Source organism: Streptomyces sp. NPDC037290 (genome assembly GCF_055603245.1).
The window spans coordinates 278,360-302,997 of sequence record NZ_JBVJVZ010000008.1; the positions used below are offsets into that span (position 1 = coordinate 278,360).

3 protein-coding genes are annotated in these 24,638 nt (G+C 75.5%); 2 read left to right on the forward strand and 1 reads right to left on the reverse strand.

Annotation, left to right across the window (positions count from 1 at the left end):
• Positions 1-43 precede the first annotated feature (43 nt).
• Positions 44-10,906, forward strand: coding sequence for an SDR family NAD(P)-dependent oxidoreductase (locus tag ACZ7HQ_RS27415; RefSeq protein WP_470995068.1), 10,863 nt, complete (start codon positions 44-46; stop codon positions 10,904-10,906).
• Between the two features lie 110 nt (positions 10,907-11,016).
• Positions 11,017-21,534, forward strand: a complete 10,518-nt coding sequence (locus tag ACZ7HQ_RS27420) for an SDR family NAD(P)-dependent oxidoreductase (protein WP_470995071.1) — start codon at positions 11,017-11,019, stop codon at positions 21,532-21,534.
• Positions 21,535-21,657: 123 nt separating this feature from the next.
• Here the strand turns inward: ACZ7HQ_RS27420 and ACZ7HQ_RS27425 are convergent, their stop codons facing one another.
• Positions 21,658-24,372, reverse strand: a complete 2,715-nt coding sequence (locus tag ACZ7HQ_RS27425; protein ID WP_470995074.1) for an AAA family ATPase — start codon at positions 24,370-24,372, stop codon at positions 21,658-21,660.
• Positions 24,373-24,638: the final 266 nt, after the last annotated feature.

Below are 24,638 nucleotides of genomic sequence, written 5' to 3' on the forward strand. Positions count from 1 at the left end.
AAGGTGAGGAAAACCGGTGTCGGCCGAAAGTGGAGATGCGTGGATGAACGGGCCCGGATCCGACTCAGCTCTGGGGCGACGGCTCGCCACGGCCGTACCGTCCCAGCACCGCAGACTGGTGACCGAACTGGTGCGCACGGCCGTGACCGAGGCGATCGAAGCGGCCCGGCCGGGCACACTGGACGGGCTCGACCCGGACGCTCCCTTCGCCGCGCAGGGACTCGACTCGCTCGCCGCGGTCGACCTGCACCGGCGGCTGACCGAGCGAACCGGTCTGGAACTGCCGGTGGGGCTCGCCTACGACTGCCCGACCGTCCACGACCTGGCCGCCCGGCTGCTCGCCGAGGTCCACGGCCGGGCGGACGACCACCCGGAGCCGCCCGGTGACGGCGCCACCGACGAACCGGTCGCGATCGTCGGCATCGGCTGCCGCTTCCCCGGCGGCATCTCCTCGCCCGCCGGCCTGTGGCGGCTGCTGACCGAGGGCGGCGAGGTGCTGTCCGGCTTCCCGCAGGACCGCGGCTGGGACCTGGACGCCCTCTTCGACGAGGACCCCGACGTACCCGGCAGCGCCTACGTCCGCAGCGGCGGATTCATCGGCACGGCCACCGAGTTCGACGCCGAGTTCTTCGGCATCAGCCCCCGCGAAGCCCTCGGCATGGACCCGCAGCAGCGGCTGACCCTGGAGACGAGCTGGCAGGCCCTGGAGGACGCCGGCATCGACCCCACGTCGCTGCGCGGCACCCCGGCCGGCATGTTCTTCGGCGCCGAGGTGCAGGAGTACGGGCCGCGCCTGCACGACGCCCCCGACGGCCTCGACGCCTACCTGCTCGCCGGGAACGCCTCCAGCGTCATCTCCGGCCGCGTCGCCTATGTGCTGGGCGCCGAGGGACCGGCGGTCACCGTCGACACCGCCTGCTCCGGCTCCCTGGTCGCCCTCCACCTCGCGTGCCGCTCGCTGCGGCAGGGCGAGTCCTCGCTCGCGCTCGCGGGCGGCGTGGCCGTGATGGGCGGACCCGGCGTGTTCACCGCCTTCAGCCGGCAGCGGGGCCTCGCGCCCGACGGCCGCTGCAAGGCCTTCGCCGCCACGGCGGACGGCACCGGATTCGCCGAGGGCGTCGGTGTGCTGGTCCTGGAGCGGCTGAGTGACGCCCGCCGCAACGGTCACCGTGTGCTCGCCGTCGTCCGCGGCTCCGCCGTCAACCAGGACGGCGCCTCCAACGGCCTGACCGCGCCCAGCGGTACCTCCCAGCAGCGGCTGATCCGCCGCGCGCTGGCCGACGCCGGCCTCACCGCCGCCGACGTCGACGTGGTCGAGGCGCACGGCACCGGCACCCGCCTCGGCGACCCCATCGAGGCCACCGCTCTCCTCGCCACCTACGGCCAGGGGCGGCCCGCCGACGCCCCGCTGCTGCTCGGCTCCGTCAAGTCCAACCTCGGCCACACCCAGGCCGCCGCAGGCGTCGCCGGCGTGATCAAGACGATCCTCGCCATGCGGCACGGGCAGATACCGGCGACCCTCCACGTCGACGCGCCCACCCCGGCCGTCAACTGGTCCGCCGGAGCCGTGGAACTCGTCACCGAGCAGCGCCCCTGGCCCGAGACCGGCCGGGTCCGACGGGCGGGCGTGTCGTCGTTCGGAGTCAGCGGGACCAACGCGCACGTCATCCTGGAACAGCCGACACCGGGTGCGCAGGGGCCGGAGCCGAGCTGCGCCGGCGGTGCGGACCGGGAAGAACTCCGCGGCGCCGGCGATCGGGCCCGGGGGGAGTCCCGCGGCGACGGAACCGCCGAGCGGCCGGGGGCCCGCCAGGCCGGCGGTCCGCCGCGGCCGCAGGCCGAGTCGGAGCCCGCCACCGCCGAGGACCGGCCCGCGCTGCCCGCCGGGACGCCGCTGCCCTTCGCCCTGTCCGCCCGCGGCGAAGCCGCCCTGCGGGCCCGCGCCGCCGACCTGCTGCCCCTGGCCGACGAGGCCGACCTGCTCGACCTCGCCCACTCGCTGGCCACCAGCCGGGCCGCCCTGCACGACCGGGCCGTCCTCCTCGCCGCCGACCGGGACGAACTGCGCGCCGCACTGGGCGAGTTGGCATCCGGCGCAACCCCGCTCACCCCGCGCGCCGACGGCGACCTCGGCTTCCTGTTCACCGGGCAGGGCAGCCAGCGCATCGGCATGGGCCGCGAACTCGCCGCCGCCCACCCGGCGTTCGCCGACTCCCTGGAGGACACCTGCGCCCACTTCGACCTCCAGCTCGCCCGCCCGCTGAAGGACGTCCTGTTCGCCGGGCCCGGCACCCCCGAGGCCGACCTGCTGCACCGTACCGAGTACGCGCAGCCCGCCCTGTTCGCCGTGGAGGTCGCCCTGTACCGACTCCTGGAGAGCTGGGGTCTCACCCCCGACCAGCTCGCCGGGCACTCGGTCGGCGAGATCGCCGCCGCGCACGTGGCCGGTGTGCTCACCCTCCAGGACGCGACGATCCTGGTCGCCGCCCGCGGCCGGCTCATGCAGCAACTCCCCGAGGGCGGCGCCATGGTCGCCGTACGCGCCGCCGAGGAGGAGGTGGCGCCGCTGCTCACCGCGCGCACCGGCATCGCCGCGGTGAACGGACCCGCCGCCGTCGTGGTCTCCGGTGACGCCGCCGACGTGGAGCGCATCGCCGCCGAACTCGCCGCGCGCGGCCACGACACCAAGCGCCTGCGGGTCAGCCACGCCTTCCACTCGCCCCTGATGGAACCGATGCTGGCCGAGTTCCGCCGCGTCGCGCACGTCCTGGACTACGCCGAGCCGAGGCTTCCGGTGGTCTCGACCGTCACCGGCGGCCCCGTCACCTCCGAGCTGTGCGATCCCGAGTACTGGGTGGAGCACGTCCGTGCCAGGGTCCGCTTCCACGACGCCGTGGGCGCGCTCGCCGACGCCGGGGTACGGACGTTCCTGGAGATCGGCCCCGACGCGGTGCTGTCCGCCATGGGCCCGGACTGCACCGACGTGTCGGGCACCACCTTCCTGCCGGTGCTGCGGCGCGGGCGGCCCGAGGCACGGGAGGCCGTCGCAGCCCTCGCTGCGGCCCACGCCCGGGGCGTCCCCGTCGACTGGCAGCGGCACTTCGCCGGGCTGCGCGGCCGCCGCATCGACCTGCCCCACTACCCCTTCCAGCGGCGCCGCTTCTGGCTGGAGCAGAGCACCGCCACCGACGCCACGGACCTCGGACAACTCCCCGCGGGCCACCCGCTGCTGGCGGCCGTGGTCGCCGTCGGCGCCGAGGGCGTCGTACTCACCGGGCGGCTGTCCACCCGGACCCAGCCCTGGCTCGCCGACCACGTCATCGCCGGGCAGGTGCTGTTGCCCGGCACCGCCTTCGTCGAACTCGCCCTGCGCGCAGGCGACCACGTCGGCGCGCACGCCCTGGAGGAGCTGACCCTCGGCACCCCGCTCGTGCTGCGCGCCGACGAGGACGTCGCCGTCCAGGTCGCCGTCGGCGAGCCCGACGACTCCGGACGCCGCTCCGTCACGGTCCACACCCGCGCCGACGAGACGACCCCCTGGACCCAGCACGCCGCAGGCGTCCTCGCGGCCGCCACCCCGGCCGCCGCCGCCGACCTGACCGTGTGGCCGCCGCGGGACGCCGAGCCGCTCGACACCACGAGCGTCTACGCCGGCCTCGCCGACCAGGGCTACGGGTACGGGCCCGCGTTCCGGGGGCTGCGCGCCGCCTGGCGGCACGGTGACGACGTCTACGCCGAGGTCGCCCTGCCCGCGGAAACCGCCGCCGAAGCCGGCGAGTTCGGCCTGCACCCGGCGCTCCTCGACGCGGCCCTGCACGCCGCCGACCTCGACGCCCCACCGCGCCCCGAAGTGCTGGTGCCGTTCGCCTGGACCGGGGTCACCCTGCATGCCACCGGCGCGGCGGCCCTCCGTGTGAAGATCACCCGCAGCGGCGGTGACACCATCGCCCTGCACCTCGCCGATCCCACCGGCGCCCCGGTCGCCGACATCGGGTCCCTGACCTCCCGTCCCGTACCGGCCAGTGACGTCCTGTACGCCGTGCACTGGTCGCCGTACCCCCGGCCGGCGACCACCGCGCCCCTGCGCACCGCCGTCCTCGAGGACCCCGCCGACGTCGCCGCCCTGCTCGACGGCCCGGCCCCGGACGCCGTCGTGCACCGCGTGCCCGGCCCCGCCGAGGCCGGCGCCGCCGCGGCGCGCGCCCACGTCCGCCACGTCCTGCGGCTGCTGCGCGGCTGGCAGGCGGAGGAGCGCCTCGCCGGCACCCGGCTGGTCGTCGTCACCCCGCCCGCCGGCCCCGCCCACGCGGCCGTGCGTGGCCTGGTCCGCTCCGCCCAGGCCGAGAACCCCGGCCGGTACGTCCTCGTCGAGCACGAGGCGCTGCCCTCCGAGGCCGACCTGCGCACGATCCTCGCCACCGGCGAACCCGAACTCTCCCTCCTCGACGGACGGTTCAGCGTGCCACGGCTGATCGCGCACCCCTCCGGTGACGAACCCGCCACCGACTGGGGCACCGTCCTCGTCACCGGTGGCACCGGCGGCCTCGGCGCGCTGCTCGCCCGGCACCTGGTCCGCACCCACGGCGTGCGCCGCCTGGTGCTCGCCGGCCGCCGCGGTACGGCACCCGAACTGCACGCCGAGCTCACCGCGCTCGGCGCCGAGGTGACCGTGGCCGCCTGCGACGTCGGCGACCGCGAGGCACTGCGCCGCCTGCTGGACGAAAACCCCGTCGACTCCGTCGTCCACGCGGCCGGCACCGTCCGCGACGGCGTCGTGGACAGCCTCACCGACGCGATGGTGGACGAGGCCTTCCACGCCAAGGCGCTGGGCGCCTGGCACCTGCACGAGCTGACCCAGGGCCGCGACCTCGCCCACTTCGTGCTGTTCTCCTCCCTCGCCGCCATCCTGGACGGCCCCGGACAGGGCAACTACGCCGCCGCCAACGCCTACCTCGACGCCCTCGCCGAACACCGCGCCGCCCTCGGCCTGCCGGCCACCTCCCTCGCCTGGGGCCTGTGGGCCACCGACACCGGCATGGGCGCCGCCCTGGACGACACGGCCCGGCAGCGCATCGCGGGCTACGGCATCCCCGGCCTGTCCGCGACCCGTTCCCTGGAACTGTTCGACGCCGCCGTCCGCTCCCGCGCGCCCCACCTCGTGCCCGTCGAGATCGACGCCGCCGCCGTACGCCGCCGCGCCGACGGCATACCGCCGCTGCTGACCGCCCTCGTCCGCCCGGTCACCCCCCGGGCCACGGCCCACACCACCGCCCCCGCCGCGGCCACGGAGGGACAACTCGCCGCGCTGCCCGCCGCCGACCGCGACCGCGCCCTGCTCGACCTGGTCCGCACCGAGGTGGCGGCCGTGCTGCGGCACGACGGTCCGGCCGCCATCGACCCCGCCCGGGCCTTCACCGACCTCGGCTTCGACTCGCTGGCCGCCGTGGAGCTGCGCAACCGGCTGAACACCGCCACCGGGCTGCGGCTGCCCGCCACCCTCGTCTTCGACCACCCCACCTCCCGCGCACTCGCCGAGCACATCCGCGACACGCTCTTCGGCACCGGCGAACGGCAGACCACCGCCCTCGCCACCCGCACCACGGCCGACGACGACCCGATCGCCATCGTCGGCATGAGCTGCCGCTACCCCGGCGGGGTCCGGTCCCCGGAGGACCTGTGGCGGCTCGTCGCCGACGGCGTCGACGCGGTCGGCGGCTTCCCGCAAGACCGTGGCTGGGACACCGAGGCGCTGTACGACCCGGAGCCGGGCACCCCCGGCCGCACCTACACCCGCGAGGGCGCCTTCCTGTACGACGCGGCCGAGTTCGACGCCGGCTTCTTCGGCATCAGCCCCCGCGAGGCCACCGCCATGGACCCGCAGCAGCGGCTCCTGCTGGAGGTGTCCTGGGAGGCACTGGAACGCTCCGCCATCGACCCGCACCGCCTGCGGGGCTCCCGCACCGGCGTGTACGCCGGGGTCATGTACCACGACTACGGCACCTGGCTGGCCGAAGTGCCCGAGGACCTCGCCGCCTATCTCGGCAACGGCAGCCTCGGCAGCGTCGTCTCCGGCCGGGTCGCCTACGCCCTCGGTCTCGAGGGCCCGGCCGTCACCGTCGACACCGCCTGCTCCTCCTCGCTCGTCACCCTGCACCTGGCGGCCCAGGCGCTGCGGCAGGGTGAGTGCGACCTCGCCCTGGTCGGCGGCGTCACCGTGATGTCGACACCGGACACCTTCGTCGACTTCGCCCGGCAGCGCGGGCTGGCCGCCGACGGCCGCTGCAAGTCCTTCGCCGCCGCGGCGGACGGCACCGGCTGGGGCGAGGGCGCCGGCATGCTCGTCGTCGAGCGCCTCTCCGACGCGCGCCGCAACGGCCACCGCGTACTCGCGCTGGTCCGCGGCTCCGCCGTGAACTCCGACGGCGCCTCCAACGGTCTGACCGCCCCCAACGGCCCCTCCCAGCAGCGCGTCATCCGCGCCGCGCTGGGCGCCGCCGGGCTCACCCCCGCCGACGTCGACGCCGTCGAGGCCCACGGCACCGGCACGACACTGGGCGACCCGATCGAGGCCCAGGCGCTGCTCGCCACCTACGGCCAGGACCGGCCTGCCGGCGAGCCGCTGTGGCTGGGCTCCGTCAAGTCCAACATGGGGCACACCCAGGCCGCCGCCGGTGTCGCCGGTGTCATCAAGATGGTGATGGCGATGCGACACGGCGTGCTGCCGCCGACGCTGCACGTCGACTCGCCGTCCCACCAGGTCGACTGGAGCGCCGGTGCGGTGGAACTGCTCACCGAGCAGCGCCCGTGGCCCGCGCCGGACCGGCCGCGCCGCGCCGGTGTGTCCTCGTTCGGGATCAGCGGCACCAACGCCCATGTGATCCTCGAGGAGTTCACCGAGCCCGAGCCCCCGGGGGCGGACCCCGCCGGCGTCCCGCCGGTGCTCGCCCTCCCGGTCTCCGCCCGCTCGCCCGAGGCCCTGCGCGGCCAGGCCCGGCGCCTGCTGAACCTGACCGGTACCGCCCCCGCCGACCTCGGCCTGGCCCTGGCCACCACCCGCGGCACCCACCCCCACCGGGCCGTGCTCCTCGCGACCGGCGAGGACCAGGCCGCCGCCGCGCTGGACGCCCTGGCGCACGGCACCGACGCAGCAGGACTCCTCGTCACCGGCTCCACCACCGACGGCACCCTGGCCCACCTGTTCTCCGGTCAGGGCGCCCAGCGCCCCGGCATGGGCCGCGACTGGTACGACGCCTTCCCCGTCTACGCCGAGCACTTCGACCGGGCCGCGGCCCTCTTCGACAAGCACCTCGAACGGCCACTGGCCGAGGTCGTCTTCGGCGACGACGCCGACGCCCTGGAACAGACCGCCTACACCCAGGCCGCGCTGTTCACCACGCAGGTCGCCCTCTACCGGCTCCTGGAGTCCTTCGGGCTGCGCCCCGACTGGCTGGCCGGGCACTCCGTCGGCGAGTTCGCCGCCGCGCACGTCGCGGGCGTGTGGTCGCTGCAGGACGCCGTCACCGCGGTCGCCGCACGGGGCCGGCTCATGCAGGCGCTGCCCGAGGGCGGCGCGATGGTCGCCGTACAGGCGTCGGAGGAGGAGGTGACACCGCTGCTGGACGGGCGGTGCGCGATCGCCGCCGTCAACGGCCCCCGCGCCGTGGTCGTCTCCGGCGACGAGGACGCCGTCACCGAGGTCGCCGCGCACTTCACGACCACCCGCAGGCTGCGCGTCTCGCACGCCTTCCACTCGCCCCGGATGGAACCCGTGCTGGACGAGTTCCGGGAGGTCATGCGGGGCATCCAGGCGGCGGAACCGGCCGTGCCGATCGTCTCCACCCTCACCGGGGCCCCGGCCACGGCCGCCGAACTCGGCTCCGCCGACTACTGGGTACGGCACGTGCGGGAGACCGTGCGCTTCGCCGACGCCGTCAGCACGCTGGCCGCGAAGGGCGCCGACACCTTCCTCGAACTCGGCGCCGCACCCGTCCTCACGGCGATGGGCCCAGACTGCCTGCCGGACGCCGAGGACACCGCCTTCGTCCCCACCGCCCGCAAGGACACCGCCGAGCTGCCCGGCCTGCTCGCCGCCCTCGCCGCCGTACACACACGGGGCTCGGACGTCGACTGGGCGGTGCTGTACGGAACGTACGCGGGGCGCCGCGTCGAGCTGCCCACCTACGCCTTCGAGCACCGCCGGTACTGGCTGCCCACGCCCGCCCTCACCGCCGGTGACGCCGCCGGGCACGGCCTCGCCGCCGTCGACCACCCGCTGGTCAGCGCCCGCCTGGACCTGCCCGGTGAGGCAGGGCTCCTGCTCACCGGCCGGATCTCCACGGCCACCCACCCGGTCCTCGCCGAGCACGCCGTACTGGGCACGGTCCTGGTGCCCGGCGCCGCGCTGGTCGACCTCGCCCTGCACGCCGGACGCCTCACCGGCCGCCCCGTCCTCGAGGAACTGACCCTGCAGGCCCCGCTGGTGCTCGCCGCGGACACCCCCGTACGCCTCCAGGTCGCCGCCGGCTCCGACGGCACCATCGAGATCCACTCCCGTGCCGAGAACGCCCCCGAGGACGCGGGCTGGACCCGGCACGCCACCGGCACCCTCACCGGCCCCGCACCCGCACCCGCACCCGTGACCGGCACCTGGCCCCCGCCCGGTGCCACCCCGCTCGACGTCAGCGGCCTCTACCCGCGTCTGCACGCCGAGGGCTACGACTACGGCCCGGTCTTCCGCGGCGTACGGGCCGCCTGGCGGTACGGCGACACCCTGCTCGCCGAACTCGAACTGCCCGCCGCGGCACAGCAGGACGCGACCCGGCACGCCCTGCACCCGGCGCTGCTGGACGCAGCGCTGCACGTCACCTCCCTGCACGACGGCGACCCTGACGAGCCGTCCGACGGCATCGCCCTGCCCTTCGCCTGGTCCGGAGTCACCCTGCACGCCCAGGCCGCCCTCACCGCCCGCGTCCGCGTGACCCCCGGCAGCGACGGCACCCGCATCGAGCTGACGGACACCGAGGGCCGGCCCCTTGCCACCGTCGCGTCGTACGTCACCCGCCCCGTCACCGCGGAACGGCTCGCCCCGCAGCGGCAGCGCCACCTGTACACCGTCACCGACGCGGCGCTGCCCCAGGCCGCCGGCCGCCCCGACCGCCGTACCTGGGCGGTCCTCGGCGACCACGACCTCGGCCTCGGCGCCCCCGTGCACGCGGGCCTGGAAGCGCTCGGCACCACCGTGCCCGACGTGGTAATCCTGCCGGTCACCGGCCCTGATGACGGCGGCGAGCAGCTGCCCGGCGCCGTACGGGCCGCCCTGGCCCGCACCCTGGAGACCCTCCAGGCCTGGACGGCCGACGACCGCTACGCCGGATCGGTGCTCGTCGTCCTCACCGGGGGCGGCCTCGCCGACGCCGCGGTGCACGGTCTGGTACGAGCCGCGCAGGCCGAGGACCCCGGCCGGTTCCTCCTCGTCGCACGAACCGGGCCCGACGGCCCCGTGCCGGACCGCGCCGCGCTCGCCGCCCTCCTCGACTCCGGGGAGCCGGAGGCACGGTGGCGGGACGGCCGGGCGCACGCCCCCCGCCTCGTGCGCGCCGAGGACACACCGCAGCCCGACCGCCCCTGGGGCACCGTCCTCGTCACCGGCGGCACCGGCGGGCTCGGTGCCCTGGTCGCCCGCCACCTCGCCGAACGGCACGGCGTCACCCGCCTGGTGCTGGCCGGGCGGCGGGGACCCGACGCGCCGGGAGCCACTCAACTCGCCGCCGAACTGGAATCGTTGGGCGCCAAGGCCGAGATCGTCGGCTGCGACGTCTCCGACCGCGCCGCGCTCGCCGCGCTGCTCGCGGCACACCCCGTGGACAGCGTCGTCCACACCGCAGGTGTCCTCGACGACGGCCTGGTCACCTCGCTCACCCCCGCGCGTCTGGACACCGTGCTGCGGCCCAAGGCGGACGCCGCCTGGCACCTGCACGAACTGACCCTGGACCGGGAGCTGTCGCACTTCGTGCTGTTCTCCTCGGCCGCCGGCACCATCGACGCCTCGGGCCAGGGCAACTACGCCGCCGCCAACGTCTTCCTCGACGCGCTCGCCGCCCACCGCGCCGCCCTCGGGCTGCCCGCCACCTCCCTCGCCTGGGGCCTGTGGTCCGGCACCGGCATGGGAGCCGGACTCGACGCGGCCGAGGCACAGCGCATCGAACGCTCCGGCATCGGCGCGCTCGACCCGCAAGAGGGGCTGGAGCTGTTCGACACCGCCGTCGCCTCCGGCAGCCCCGCCCTGGTGCCCGTACGCCTGGACACCGCGGCGCTGCGCCGCCGCGGCGAGGAGATCCCGGCCGTGCTGCGCACCCTGGCCGGCGTCTTCGCCCGCGCGGACCAGGGCGAGCGGACCCGCACCCTAGGCGAGCGGCTGCCCGAACTCCCCGCCGCCGACCACGAGCACACCGTGCTGGAAGCGGTCCGCACCGAGGTCGCCGCCGTCCTCGGGCACGCCGGCCCGGCCGCCGTCGAACCGCGCCGCGCCTTCACCGAGCTGGGCTTCGACTCACTGGCCGCCGTCGAACTGCGCAACCGGCTGAACGCCGTCAGCGGACTGCGGCTGCCGTCCACGCTGATCTTCGACTACGCCACCCCGGTGGCGCTCGCCGGCCACCTCCTCGAACGGCTCCTGCCGGACACCGGGGAACCGGCGCCCGCTGCCGCCCCGCCCGGCGACGACGAGGTGCACGCCCTGATCTCCCGCATCCCCGTCGCCCGCATCCGGGAAGCCGGCCTGCTCGACGGCCTGCTGAAGCTGTCCGAGCCCGCCGCGGCGCCCGCCGCCGACCGGGTCCTGGACATCAAGTCCATGGGCGTGGCCGACCTGGTGCGCGCCGCCCTCGACCGCAGCAGTCCCCAGTGACCTCACCCCGGTGCCGGACGACGCGCCGCGTCCGGCACCGGGCCACCCGTTCCGGCGCACCCTCCACCGCGTCACCAGCGCCGCCGAGCCAGCAGGGAGCGACACCGACCGTGGACACATCCGTCGAGCAGATCGTCGAGGCGCTGCGCGAGTCATTGCTCGAGAACGAGCGGCTGCGCGGGCAGAACGAACGGATCGCCGAGGCGGCGCAGGAGCCCGTCGCGATCGTCGCGATGAGCTGCCGCTACCCCGGCGGCGTCAGCACCCCCGAGCAGCTGTGGCGGCTGGTCGACACCGGCACGGACGCCGTGGGCGACTTCCCCTCCGACCGCGGCTGGGACGTCGAGGGCATCTACGACCCCGACCCCGACACCCCCGGAAAGACCCATGTGCGCGAGGGCGGGTTCCTCTACGACGCCCCGCAGTTCGACCCCGGTTTCTTCGGCATCAGCCCGCGCGAGGCCCTCGCCATGGACCCGCAGCAGCGGCTGCTGCTGGAGACCGCCTGGGAGGCACTCGAACGCGCCGGCATCGACCCGCACAGCCTGCGTGGCAGCCGCACCGGCATCTACGCGGGCGTCATGTACCACGACTACGGCAGCTGGCTCACCGAGGTGCCCGAGGGCGTGGAGGGCTACCTCGGCAACGGCAACCTGGGCAGCGTCGCCTCCGGACGCGTCTCCTACATCCTCGGCCTGGAAGGGCCCGCCGTCACCGTCGACACCGCGTGCTCCTCCTCGCTCGTCGCCCTCCACCTCGCGGTGCAGGCACTGCGCACGGGGGAGTGCAGCCTCGCTCTCGCCGGCGGTGTGACGGTGATGTCCACCCCCGACACCTTCGTCGACTTCTCCCGCCAGCGCGGCCTCGCGCTGGACGGCCGCTGCAAGTCCTTCGCCGAGGGCGCCGACGGCACCGGCTGGGGCGAGGGCGTGGGACTGCTCCTGCTGGAACGGCTCAGCGACGCCCGCCGCAACGGCCACCGCGTGCTGGCCGTGGTGCGCGGCACCGCCGTCAACCAGGACGGCGCCTCCAATGGCCTGACCGCCCCCAACGGCCCCTCCCAGCAGCGCGTCATCCGCGCGGCCCTCGCCAACGCCCACCTGGAACCCCACCAGGTGCACGCCGTCGAGGCCCACGGCACCGGCACCCCGCTGGGCGACCCGATCGAGGCGCAGGCGCTGCTGGCCACCTACGGGCAGGACCGGCCCGCCGGTGAGCCGCTGTGGCTGGGCTCGGTGAAGTCGAACATCGGGCACACGCAGGCCGCCGCCGGTGTCGCGGGGGTCATCAAGATGGTGATGGCGATGCGGCACGGCCGGCTGCCCAGGACGCTGCACGCCGAACACCCCACCTCCCAGGTCGACTGGGAGGCCGGCGCCGTCGAACTGCTCAGGCAGGCCCGCGACTGGCCCGTGCGGGACGGCGAGCCCCGCCGCGCCGCCGTGTCGTCCTTCGGGATCAGCGGCACCAACGCCCACGTCATCGTCGAGGCCGCCCCCGCCCCCGAGCCGCGCACCGAGGAACCCGCCTGGACCGGACCGCTCCCGCTGGTGCTGTCCGGCAAGGACGAACAGGGCCTCGCCGCCCAGGCCCGCCTCCTCCTCGGCCACCTCACCGCCGGCACCGACCCCCTGCCCGACGTCGCCCACACCCTCGCCACCGGGCGCGCCGCACTGGACGCGCGGGCCGTCGTCACCGGCGCCGACCTGTCCGCGCTCACCACGGGGCTGACCGCCCTCGCCGACGGCGGCACCGCACCGAACGTGGTGCGCGGCAGGCCGGCCGGGGAGTCCCGCATCGCCTTCGTCTTCCCCGGCCAGGGCTCCCAGTGGACCGGCATGGCCGCCGACCTGCTCGACTCCTCACCGGTGTTCGCCGCCACGATGGCCGACTGCGCCGCCGCGCTCGCGCCCGTCACCGACTGGGACCTCCTCGACACCGTCCGGGCGCGCCGGCCGCTGGAGCGGGTGGACGTCGTACAGCCCGCGCTGTGGGCGATCATGGTGTCGCTCGCCGAGGTGTGGCGCGCGCACGGGATCCGGCCCGCCGCCGTCATCGGCCACTCCCAGGGCGAGATCGCCGCCGCCTGCGTGGCCGGCGCGCTCTCCCTGGCCGACGGCGCCCGCGTCGTGGCCCTGCGCAGCCAGGCCATCGCCCGGGAACTCTCCGGGCGCGGCGGCATGATGTCGGTGGCCCTGCCCGAGGCCCGGGTGCGCGACCTCGTCGCCCGCTTCGACGGCCGTGTCGCGGTGGCCGCCGTCAACGGCACCGCCTCCGTGGTGCTGTCCGGCGACGCCGACGCCCTCGACGAACTGCGCGAGACCATCGTGAGCGGCGGCGACCGTGCCAAGCGGCTCCCGGTGGACTACGCCTCGCACAGCGCCCACGTCGAGTCCATCCGGGAACGGCTGCTCGCCGACCTGGCGGGCATCCAGGCCCGGCCCGCCGACGTGCCGTTCTACTCCACCGTCACCGGCGCCCGTACCGACACCACCGGCCTGGACGCCGGCTACTGGTACACCAACCTCCGGCAGAGCGTGCTGTTCGAGCCGACCACCCGCACCCTGCTCGACGCCGGGTACGGCGTGTTCGTCGAGTGCAGCCCGCACCCCGTGCTGCTGCACAGCATCGAGGAGACCGCCGACGCCGCCGGCACCCCCGTCACCGGCCTCGGCTCGCTGCGCCGCGACGACGGCGGCCCCGAACGGGTCCTGGCCGCCCTCGGCGAGGCCTTCGTCGCGGGCGTCCCGGTCGACTGGCCGGCCGTGTTCAGCGGCATGCCGGTACGCCCCGCCGACCTGCCCACCTACGCCTTCCAGCGCGAGCGGTACTGGCTGGGCCGGTCCGCAACCGCCGGCGACGTCACCGCCGCCGGACTCCGGCCCACCGGCCACCCGCTGCTGGGCGCCGCCGTCCCGGTCGCCGAGGGCGGCACCCTGTTCACCGGCCGCCTTTCCACCGCCACCGCACCCTGGCTGGCCGACCACGCCGTCTCCGGCACCACCCTGCTGCCCGGCACCGCCCTGGTCGAGCTGGCGCTCGGCGCCGGACACGACCTGGGCTGCGGCCACCTCGCCGAACTCACCCTCCAGGCACCCCTGGTGCTGCCCGACCGTGGCGCGGTCCAGCTCCAGGTGCACGTGGCCGCCGCCGACGACACCGGACACCGCGCTCTGACGGTCCACTCCCGCCCCGAGCACGCCGAGGACACCGCCTGGACGCCGCACGCCACCGGCCTGCTCGCCCCGCAGACCGCCGTGCCCGGCTTCGACCTGACGGCCTGGCCGCCCCAGGGCGCGGAGCCGGTACCCGTCGAGGACGCCTACGGCCACCTTGCTGCCCTCGGCTACGAGTACGGGCCCGCCTTCCAGGGCCTGCGCGCGGTCTGGCGGCGCGGCGACGAGACCTTCGCCGAGGTCGAACTGCCCGTCGAGCCCGAGGGTTTCGCCCTCCACCCGGCCCTGTTCGACGCCGCCCTGCACGCCGACGGCCTCGGCACCGACGGCCAGGACACCACACGGCTGCCCTTCGCCTGGACCGGGGTGTCGCTGTACGCCGCCGGTGCCACCGCGCTGCGGGTCAGGCTGCACGGCACGGAACCGCTCGTCCTCCAACTGGCCGACCCCACGGGTGCCCCCGTCGCCGAGGCAGAGGGCCTGGTCTCCCGGCCCGTCGACCCGGCCGCCCTCACGCCGACCGCGCCCCTCGACGACCTGTACCGCCTGCACTGGCCGGCCCTGCCCGTGCCCGAGACGCCCGCACCCGAGTACGCCGTCCTGGACGAACGAGGTCTGGCCGGGCTGGACACCGTTCCGCCGTGGGCGGTGCTGCAGGTCGGCGAGGACGACCCGGTCGCAGGTGCCCGCCGGGCGGCCGCGCGGGTTCTGGCCTCCGTGCAGGACTGGCTGGCCGACGAACGCACCGCGCCCGCACGGCTGTTGGTGCTCACCCGGGGCGCCGTGGCGGCGGGGGAGGAGGACGTCACCGACCTGGCGGCCGCCGCCGTGTGGGGCCTCGTCCGGGCCGCGCAGGGCGAGCACCCCGGACGGTTCGTGCTCGTGGACTGCGACGGCGGCGACGTTCCTGCCGCGGTGGCCGCCGCCGCGGCGAGCGGTGAGAGCCAACTGGTGCTGCGCGACGGGGCGGTCAGCGTGCCCCGGCTCGCCCGCGTCACGCCGGACGGCCGGCCGCCGTCACTCGACCCGGACGGCACCGTGCTCATCACCGGCGGCACCGGCGTGCTCGGGGCCCTCGTCGCCCGGCACCTGGTCGCCGAGCACGGAGTGCGCCGCCTGGTGCTGGCCGGGCGCAGCGGCACCGCCGCCGACGACTTCGCCGGCCTGGATGCCGAGATCGTCGTCGCCCGCTGTGACGCCGCCGACCGCGAACAACTGGCCCGGCTCCTCGCCGAGGTGCCGGCCGACCGCCCGCTCACCGCGGTGGTCCACCTCGCCGGAGTCCTGGACGACGGACTGGTCACCGACCAGACGCCGGACCGCCTGGACGCCGTACTGCGCCCCAAGGCGGACGCCGCCTGGCACCTGCACGAGCTGACGCGGGACCTCGGCCTCGCCGCGTTCGTCCTGTTCTCCTCCGCCGCCGGCACCGTCGACGGCGCCGGACAGTCCGGCTACGCCGCCGCCAACGCCTTCCTCGACGCCCTGGCCGCCCACCGCAGGCACCACGGCCTGCCCGCGCACTCGCTGGCCTGGGGCTTCTGGGAGCAGCGGACCGGACTGACCGCCCACTTGACCGACGCCGACGTGGCACGCATGGCACGCGCCGGCGTCCGCCCCCTGCCCACCGAGCACGGCCTGCGCCTGCTCGATGCCGCCCTGGCCGCCGACGAGCCGTTGCTGCTCCCGGTCGGCCTGGACCTGACCGTCCTGCGCCGCGCCACCGACATCCCGCCGGTGCTGCGCGGTCTGGTACCCGAGCGCACCCGCCGCACCGCTGCCTCCCGCCCGGGCTCCGCGTCGCCCGCCGACCGGCTGGCCGCCCTCGGCCCCGCCGAACGCGACGCGGCCCTCATGGAACTGGTCCGCACCCATGTCGCCGCCGTACTCGGACACGGCAGCGACATGACGCTCGATCCACGCCGCTCGTTCCGCGAGGTGGGCTTCGACTCGCTGACCGCGGTGGAACTGCGCAACCGCCTCGGCAACGCGGTCGGCCTGCGCCTGCCGGCCACCCTCGTTTTCGACTACCCCGACGCGGACGCGCTCGTGGGACACCTGCGGACCGAACTCTTCGGCGCGCAGGCCGAGGCCACCCCCGAAGCCGCCGTACAGGGCGTGGACGAGCCCGTCGCCATCGTCGCCATGGCCTGCCGCTACCCCGGCGGCGTCAGCACCCCCGAGGAGCTGTGGCGGCTGCTGGCCGACGGCGGCGACGGCATCGGCGCCTTCCCCACCGACCGCGGCTGGGACCTGGACGGGCTGTACGACCCCGAACCGGGCAAGGCCGGCCACTCCTCCACCCGGTCGGGCGGATTCCTGTACGACGCCGCCGACTTCGACCCCGACTTCTTCGGCATCGGTCCGCGCGAGGCGCTGGCCATGGACCCGCAGCAGCGGCTGCTGCTGGAGACCTCCTGGGAGGCGCTGGAGCGGGCCGGCATCGACCCGCACTCCGTGCGCGGCAGCCGCACCGGCGTCTTCGCCGGCGTCATGTACCACGACTACGGCAGCCGGCTGCACCACGTCCCCGAGTCCGTGCGCGACCACCTCGGCAACGGCAGCCTCGGCAGTGTGGCCTCCGGCCGGGTCGCCTACGCCCTCGGTCTGGAGGGCCCCACGCTCACCGTCGACACGGCGTGCTCGTCGTCCCTGGTGGCGCTGCACCTGGCCGCGCAGGCGCTCCGGCAGGGGGAGTGCACGCTGGCGCTGGCCGGCGGTGTCTCCGTGATGTCGACCGTCGACACGTTCGTGGACTTCAGCAGGCAGCGCAACCTCGCCGCCGACGGCCACGCCAAGTCCTTCGCCGACGCCGCGGACGGCACGGCGCTGTCCGAGGGTGCCGGGCTGCTCGTGCTGGAGCGGTTGAGCGACGCGCGGCGCAACGGGCATCCCGTGCTGGCGGTGGTCCGTGGTTCGGCGGTCAATCAGGATGGTGCGTCGAACGGTCTGACGGCGCCGAACGGTCCGTCGCAGCAGCGGGTGATCCGGCAGGCGCTGGCGGCGGCGCGTGTGTCGGCCGCGGATGTGGATGTGGTGGAGGCGCACGGGACGGGTACGACGCTGGGTGACCCGATCGAGGCGCAGGCGTTGCTGGCCACGTACGGGCAGGACCGGTCTTCCGGTGAGCCGTTGTGGCTGGGGTCGGTGAAGTCGAACATCGGGCACACGCAGGCCGCGGCCGGTGTGGCGGGGGTCATCAAGATGGTGATGGCGATGCGCCACGGCGTCCTGCCGAAGACGCTCCACGTGGACACGCCGTCCACGAAGGTCGACTGGGACACCGGCAACGTGCGTCTGCTGACCGAGGAACGGGCCTGGCCGGCGACGGACCGCCCACGTCGGGCCGGTGTGTCCTCCTTCGGCATCAGCGGCACCAACGTACACACGATCCTCGAAGAGGCCCCCGCCGAACAGCCCGCGCCCGACACGGAACCGGCGTCGGCTCCGCTCGTGCCGCTCGTGATCTCCGGAGCCTCCCCCGAGGCGCTGGCCGCCCAGGCCGCACGCCTGCGCGCGGTCGCCGACCGGCCCCTGCCCGACCTCGCCCACTCCCTGGCCACGGGCCGCGCCGCCCTCACCCACCGGGCAGCGGTCGTCGCCCGCGACCGAGCCGAACTCCTCGCAGGACTCGCCGCGTTGGCCGACTCCGCCGCCACCGACACGGTGGTGCGTGGCCGGCCCGCCGGAGGCAAGGCCGCCTTCCTCTTCACCGGCCAGGGCGCCCAGCGCACGGGCATGGGCCGCGGTCTGTACGCCGCCCACCCCGCCTTCCGGCAGCCCCTGGACGAGGTCTGCCGGGCACTCGACGCCCACCTCGACCGCCCGCTGCGGGACGTGATGTGGGCCGAACCCGGCACCGAGGAGGCCGGCCTGCTCGACCAGACCCTCTACACACAGTGCGCCCTGTTCGCCGTGGAGACCGCCCTGTACCGGCTCCTTCAGGCCTACGGCGTCCGCCCGGACTGGCTGGCCGGCCACTCCATCGGTGAACTGACCGCCGCGCACGTCGCCGGCGTGTGGGACCTGGCGGACGCCGCCCGGCTCGTCGCCGCGCGGGGCCGGCTGATGCAGGCGCTGCCCGCCGGGGGCGCGATGCTCGCCGTCGACGCCGCCGAGGACGAGGTGCTGCCCCACCTCGGTCCCGAGGTGTCCGTCGCGGCCGTCAACGGCCCGCGCGCCGTCGTCGTCTCCGGTACCGAGGCCGCCGTGGACGCCGTCGCCGAGGCCCTCGGCGGCCGCCGCACCAAGCGGCTGCGGGTCAGCCACGCCTTCCACTCCCCGCTGATGGACCCGATGCTGGCGGAGTTCGAGAAGACCGCCCGAGAGCTGCGCTACGCGCCGCCCGCGATCCCCGTCGTCTCCAACGTGACCGGAACGCGCGCCACCGAGGACGAGCTGTGCGCACCCGAGTACTGGGTCCGGCACGTCCGTGAGGCGGTTCGCGTCGGCGACGGGGTCCGCACACTGGAGGCGGACGGAGTGCGCTCCTTCCTCGAACTCGGCCCCGACGCCGTCCTGTCGGCCATGGGTACGCACGCCGTCGCCGATGCGGAGCAGTCGGCGTTCGTCCCGGCCCTGCGCCGTGACCGCGACGAGGAGCGGGCCTTCGCGAGCCTGCTCGGTACCATCCATGTGCGCGGTCTCGCCATCGACTGGCAGCGGGTGTTCGCCGGCACCGGCGCCCGCCGCACCGACCTGCCGACCTACGCCTTCCAGCGCCGGCGGCTGTGGCTGGACGACGCGCCCGGAGCCGCCACCGACGCGGGCGGGCTGGGCCAGGCGCCGGCCGGGCACCCGATGCTCGGCGCCGCCCTGGAGCTGGCCGACGACGACCGGGTGGCCCTGACCGGCCGGCTGTCCCTGGCCACCCACCCCTGGCTCGCCGACCACGCGGTCGCGGACGTCGTCCTCGTCCCCGGCAGCGCCTTCGTCGAACTGGCCGTCCGGGCCGGCGACCGCACCCACTGCCCGCAGGTGGAGGAACTCACCCTGGAACGGCCCCTGGTCCTGCCCGGGCACGGCGCCGTCCACCTCCAGGTGGTCACCACGGCCCCCGACGCCGACGGGCGCCGCCGGCTGACGGTGCACGCCCGCCCGGAGGGCGCGGACGGCGAGTGGACCCGGCATGCCACCGGTGTCCTCGCCCCGCACACCACACCCGAACCGGCCGCCGTGGCCGAGTGGCCGCCGGCGGGAGCCGTACCCGTGGACGTCACCGGCACCTACGACCACCTGGCCGAACAGGGCTACCACTACGGCCCCTCGTTCCGCTGCCTGCGCGGGGCATGGCGGCTCGGCGAGGAGGTATGGGCCGAACTCGCCCTGCCCGACGCCGACGCGGCCGACGGCTTCGGACTGCACCCGGCACTGCTCGACTCCACGCTGCACGCCATCGACCTGCTCGACGGCCAGGACCCGGCCGTCATGACCCTGCCCTTCTCCTGGGAGGGCGTCACGCTGTACGCGACCGGCGCCACGGCGGTGCGGCTGCGCCTCACCCCGCACGGCACCGACCACATGACCCTGCGCCTGTACGACGGTACGGGGACGCCCGTGGCCCAGGTGACGTCGCTGCGCATCCGCCAGGTGACCGCCGAGCAGCTGACCGCGGCCACACCCGCACCCGGCGACCTGTTCCGGGTGCGGTGGACCGCGCTGCCGGTCACCGCGGACGGCTCCATGCCCGCGCCCGACACCCTCGCCCTCACCGCGGACGACGACCCTGGCGCCGACCTGCCGACAACGGCCCGCCGGACCGCCGTACGGGCCCTGACCGCGCTGCAACAGCACCTCACCGGCACCCCGGAGCCGGACGCCGAGCCGCTGGTCGTCCTGACCCGGTCCGCCGTCGCCGTCCACGCCGGTACCGCGCCCGACCCGGCGCAGGCCGTGATCTGGGGCATGGTGCGGGCGGCCGCCGTCGAGCATCCCGGCCGGCTCGTGCTCGTCGACACCGACGACGACCCCGCCTCGGCCGCCGCGCTGCCGGCCGCCGTCGCCACCGGTGCGCCCGAACTCGCCCTGCGGGCGGGCACGGTGTACGTGCCGGAACTGGCCAGGACCGCCGACGCCGGGCAGGGCGGGGCCCCGGCCCTGGACCCGGACGGCACCGTCCTCGTCACCGGCGGCACCGGCAGCCTCGGCCGGCTGCTGGCCCGGCACCTGGTCACCCGGCACGGCGTACGCCATCTGCTGCTGGCCGGCCGCGACGGGCGCCTGCGCGAACCCGGCGCCCTGGACGACCTGGCCGCCCTGGGCGCGACGGTGACCGTCGCGGCCTGCGACGTCACCGACCGGGCGGCGCTCGCCGCACTGGTGCGGTCCGTTCCGGCCGAGCACCCGCTGACCGCCGTGGTGCACGCCGCGGGCGTCCTGGACGACGGGCTGCTCTGCGACCTCACCCCCGAGAGGCTGGAGGCGGTCATGCGGCCCAAGACCGATGCCGCCTGGCACCTGCACGAGCTGACCCGCGACCTCGGCCCGGCCGCGTTCGTGCTGTTCTCCTCCGCCGCCGGCACCCTGGGCGCGGCGGGGCAGGCCAACTACGCCGCAGCGAACGCCTTCCTGGACGCCCTGGCCGGGCGGCGCCGCGCCGAGGGACTCCCGGCCCTCTCGCTGGGCTGGGGCCTGTGGGACACGGGGGAGGGCATGGCGGCGGGGCTCGGCGAGACCGAGCTGCGCCGGCTGGCCCGCGACGGCATCCTTCCGCTGCCCGCCGACCGGGCGCTGGCGCTGTTCGACCGGGCGCTGACCGCGGACGACGACGCCCGCGCCGCCGACCGGGCGCTGCTGCTGCCGGTGCGCGTCCAGGTCACCGAGGACGCCCCGGCCCTCGTACGGGCACTTGCCCCGGCGGCCGTGCGCCGCACCGCACACGCGGCCGCCGTGGCCCCGGCGTCCGCCGAGTCGCTGGCGCAGCGGCTGGCCCGGCTCGGGGCCGCCGATGCCCGCAAGGCGCTGGTGGAGACGGTGTGCGGACACGTCGCCGACGTCCTCGGGCACGGCTCGTCCGGCGCCGTCGACCCCGAGCGCCCCCTGGGCGAGCTGGGCGTGGACTCGCTGGCCGCCCTGGAGCTGCGCAACCGGCTCAGCGCCGACACCGGCCTGCGGCTGTCCACCACGCTCACCTTCGACCACCCGACCTCCGACGCCCTCGCCCGGTACCTCTTCGAGGAACTGGGCCTGGCGGCATCCGACGGCGTCGTCGACATCGAGGCCGAAGTGGTCCGTCTGGAGGCGACCTTGGGGGCCGCGCTGGACTCCTCCGCGTACGACGAGGAGCAGCGGGCCCGGGTGGCCGCCCGGCTGCGTGCCCTCAGCGCACGATGGGACGGGACCGGGCAGGCGCGGGAGAACGGCAGCGGGCACAGCGGCGCCACGGGCCTGGAGAGCGCCACGGCGGACGAGCTGTTCAGCATTCTGGACGACGAGCTCGGCAGCATCGGCTGAGTCGTGCGCAGGCGGACGACAGGGCGCGGCCCCACCGGATGGTCTCACCGGTGGGGCCGCGCCCCGCTTCACGGACGAGCGGATGGAGCGCTCTCAGAACGGGCACGAAGACAGGGAGCGCTCTCAGCCCGTGGACGAATGCGTACTTGCCCAGCGGTCCGACAGCTTCGGGATGCGGTGCTCCAGCATCTTCGACGGCAGCTCCGAACGGCTGGCCACGTTCAGCTTGCGGTAGACCCGGGTGAGGTGCTGCTCCACCGTGCTGATGGTGACGTGGAGGCGGGCGCTGATCTCCCGGTTGGTGTACCCGAGCGCGGCCAGCCCGGCGACCCGGCACTCCGCGTCGCTCAGGATGGCGGGGCCGGCGTCGGACTCGGAGCTCTCCGGCCGTACCGGATCCTCCAGCAGGTGGGCGTCGACCGGCGACTCGATCTGGCAGGCCTCGGCCTCCCCTGCCGCCTGCCGCGCCACCAGCCTGGCCCGGGCGTACTCGCCCAGCTCATAGTGCGCCGCGGACAGATCGGCGTACGCCTGGGCCAGCGCGTACCGGTCACCGCAGGCCTTGAGCAGGTCGATGGACTCGTGCAGCAGGGAGGCCCGGCGGTGCGGCTTGCAGGTCGCGGCGAGCAGGCGCAGCGCCATGGCCCGGGCCCGGGAACTGTGGCCCCCGGGCAGCCGCAGCTGCTCCTCGGCCCACTCCCGGGCCGTACGGGCCTTGCCGATCCGCAGGTTGGCCAGGGCCAGGTCGGACCGCCAGGGGATGCCCTTCTGCAGACTGGGGTTGCCTTCCCGCAGCAGCCGTCCGCAGGTCTCGAAGTCGTTGAGCGCCGCGAAGGGCCGGTCGGTGGCCAGATAGTGGTGACCGCGGGCCCGCAGGTACTGGATGCCGAACACGGTGCGGAACATCGGCTCGGGGACGTCGTGACCGAGCAGTTCCTCGGCCTCGGCGTAGGACCCCCTGGCGGTGTGCGCGGTGATCGCCGTCGCCAGCGGCAGGCCGATGAGCACCCCCCAGCTCGGGGCGCGCAGGATGCCGAGCGCGGCGAGCGCGCCGTGCGAGGCGGTGGTCACGTCTCCCTGGAGCAGGGCGATCTCGGCCCGGATGCTGCCGAGTACGGCCTGCCAGGTCGTCGCCCGGCGTTCCACGGCGCACTCCAGCAGTGCCTCGCAGGCCTCGGCGGCGAGCGCGGGCCGGTCCGCGTGCGCGATCGCGAGGAGCGACATCGCGACCAACTCCAGGTTCAGGTGGTCCAGTTGGTGCCCCTGGAGCGCCTGGGCGACGGCCGCCGCCGACTCGTCGGTGGCCTCGCCGCCGATGAGCGCCGCCACCCGGGCGCCCAGTCCGCCGGTGTCGGCACGCACGGGGCGGCGCGGGTCGAGGCCGGCCACCGGCGCGCCCCTGCCGGGGAGGGCCACGCCGTAGAACCACTGGCGTACGAATTCCACCTCGGCGACGATCTGGGCGTCGGCGGGCGACTGCGCGTGGACGAGGCTGGCAACGGCCTGGGCGGCCAGTTCGGTGTCGCCCCGCCACAGCATGTAGCGCAGGACGGTGGCGGTGTCGCGCATGCTCAGGTCGCCGTTGAGCGCGGCCTCGCGCAGGGGTTCCAGGTGAGGGCCGGCGGCTGCCGGGTTGGTGCGCCACTCGGCACGCGCGAGAGCCACCGACAGGGCGTGGCGTTCGCGGTCGTCGGTGCAGTCGCGCAGCACCAGGCCGAGGTAGTCGGTGCAGCGCTCCACATCGTCCGCCGCCAGCGCCTGTTCCGCGGCGGCACGCAGGATGCCCGCGCCCCAGCCCTCCGGGACGAGGTTCGCGGTGTGGAGGTGACGCGCCACCTCCACGGCGGGTGCGCCGGAACGATACAGCATCTGCGCCGTCCGCCCGTGCAGCTCGGTGCGTGCGGCGGCGTCCATGTCCTCCAGGACCGCCGCGGCCGCGGTCGGGTGCCGGAAGGCGTACCCCTCCAGCAGCCCCGAGGAGTTGAGGGCGTCGACGGCCTCCTGGGTGCCCGCCGGTGTGGTGCCGGTCAGCTCTCCGACCGGGACGGTTCCCGCCAGGGTGCCGAGCGCGGCCAGTGCCCGGGCCACCGGGATGTGGCCCGCCTGGCCGCGGTGCAGCAGGGACAGCACCGCCTGGCGGTAGGCGGCGCCGGCGACGGGCCTGCCGATCTCGGGGCCGAAGCGCGTGCTGTCGTCCAGCAGGGCATGCAACAGCAGGGGGCTGCCGGCGGTGGCCCGGTGGTAGGCGCCGCTGACGTTGCCCGGCACGGTCCGTCCGGCCTGGGCGGCGAGCAGCTGGCCGACGCTCGTCTCCGACAGCGGGGCCAGGCGTACCCGGCGGTGCGGCTGGCGCAGCAGCTCCGTGTGCGCGGGCGAGCGCGTCTCGCCGAAGTGCCCTGATGTCGCGCACACGACGAGCACCGGCCGGGAGCGGCTTCGGCGCAGCAGCCGGACGATCGTGTGCAAGGAGGCGCGGTCCATGGCGTGGGCGTCGTCCACCGCGATGACGAGGGGACGCCCGTCACGGGCGAGGCGCAGGAGGCGCTCGTCCGTCTCGTCCACGGCGGCGGCGTGGCGCGACACCGCGCACTCCGCCTCGGCGTTGTGCAGTAACTGCCCCACGAGGCTCATCGGCCGATGTCGTTCGGTCGAGCAGGTCGTACCGGTCAGTATGCGGGCATCGGTGCTGTTCAGCGTGGCGAGGAATTCATGGACCAGCTGGGTCTTGCCGGATCCGGGGCCGCCCGTGATGATCACGAGCCGGCCGTGTCCCCGCGCGCTGTCGGTGAACGTCTCACGCAGGACCTGAAGTTCTCTCGAACGGCCGAAAAGCTGCATGGTGGGTTCCCCCTTGATTCTTTTTCCGCGAGTGAGGTCACGCCTCGTTTCCCCGTGTGACGAGGCGGCGATGAGCGACGGTGCGAAAGAGATTTTGTGAGGGTGGCGACCCTGTCGCAAAGGCGGCGCGCCGGAACATTCCCCGAACCCCGGCGAACGGCTCCTGACAGAAAGTAGAACGAGGTAACCGACCGGTCACGATTCCCGGCCGAACGCAACCCGCAGAAGGGCTGGCGGCGCCACTGCCTGCACCTCGTAAGAGGTGT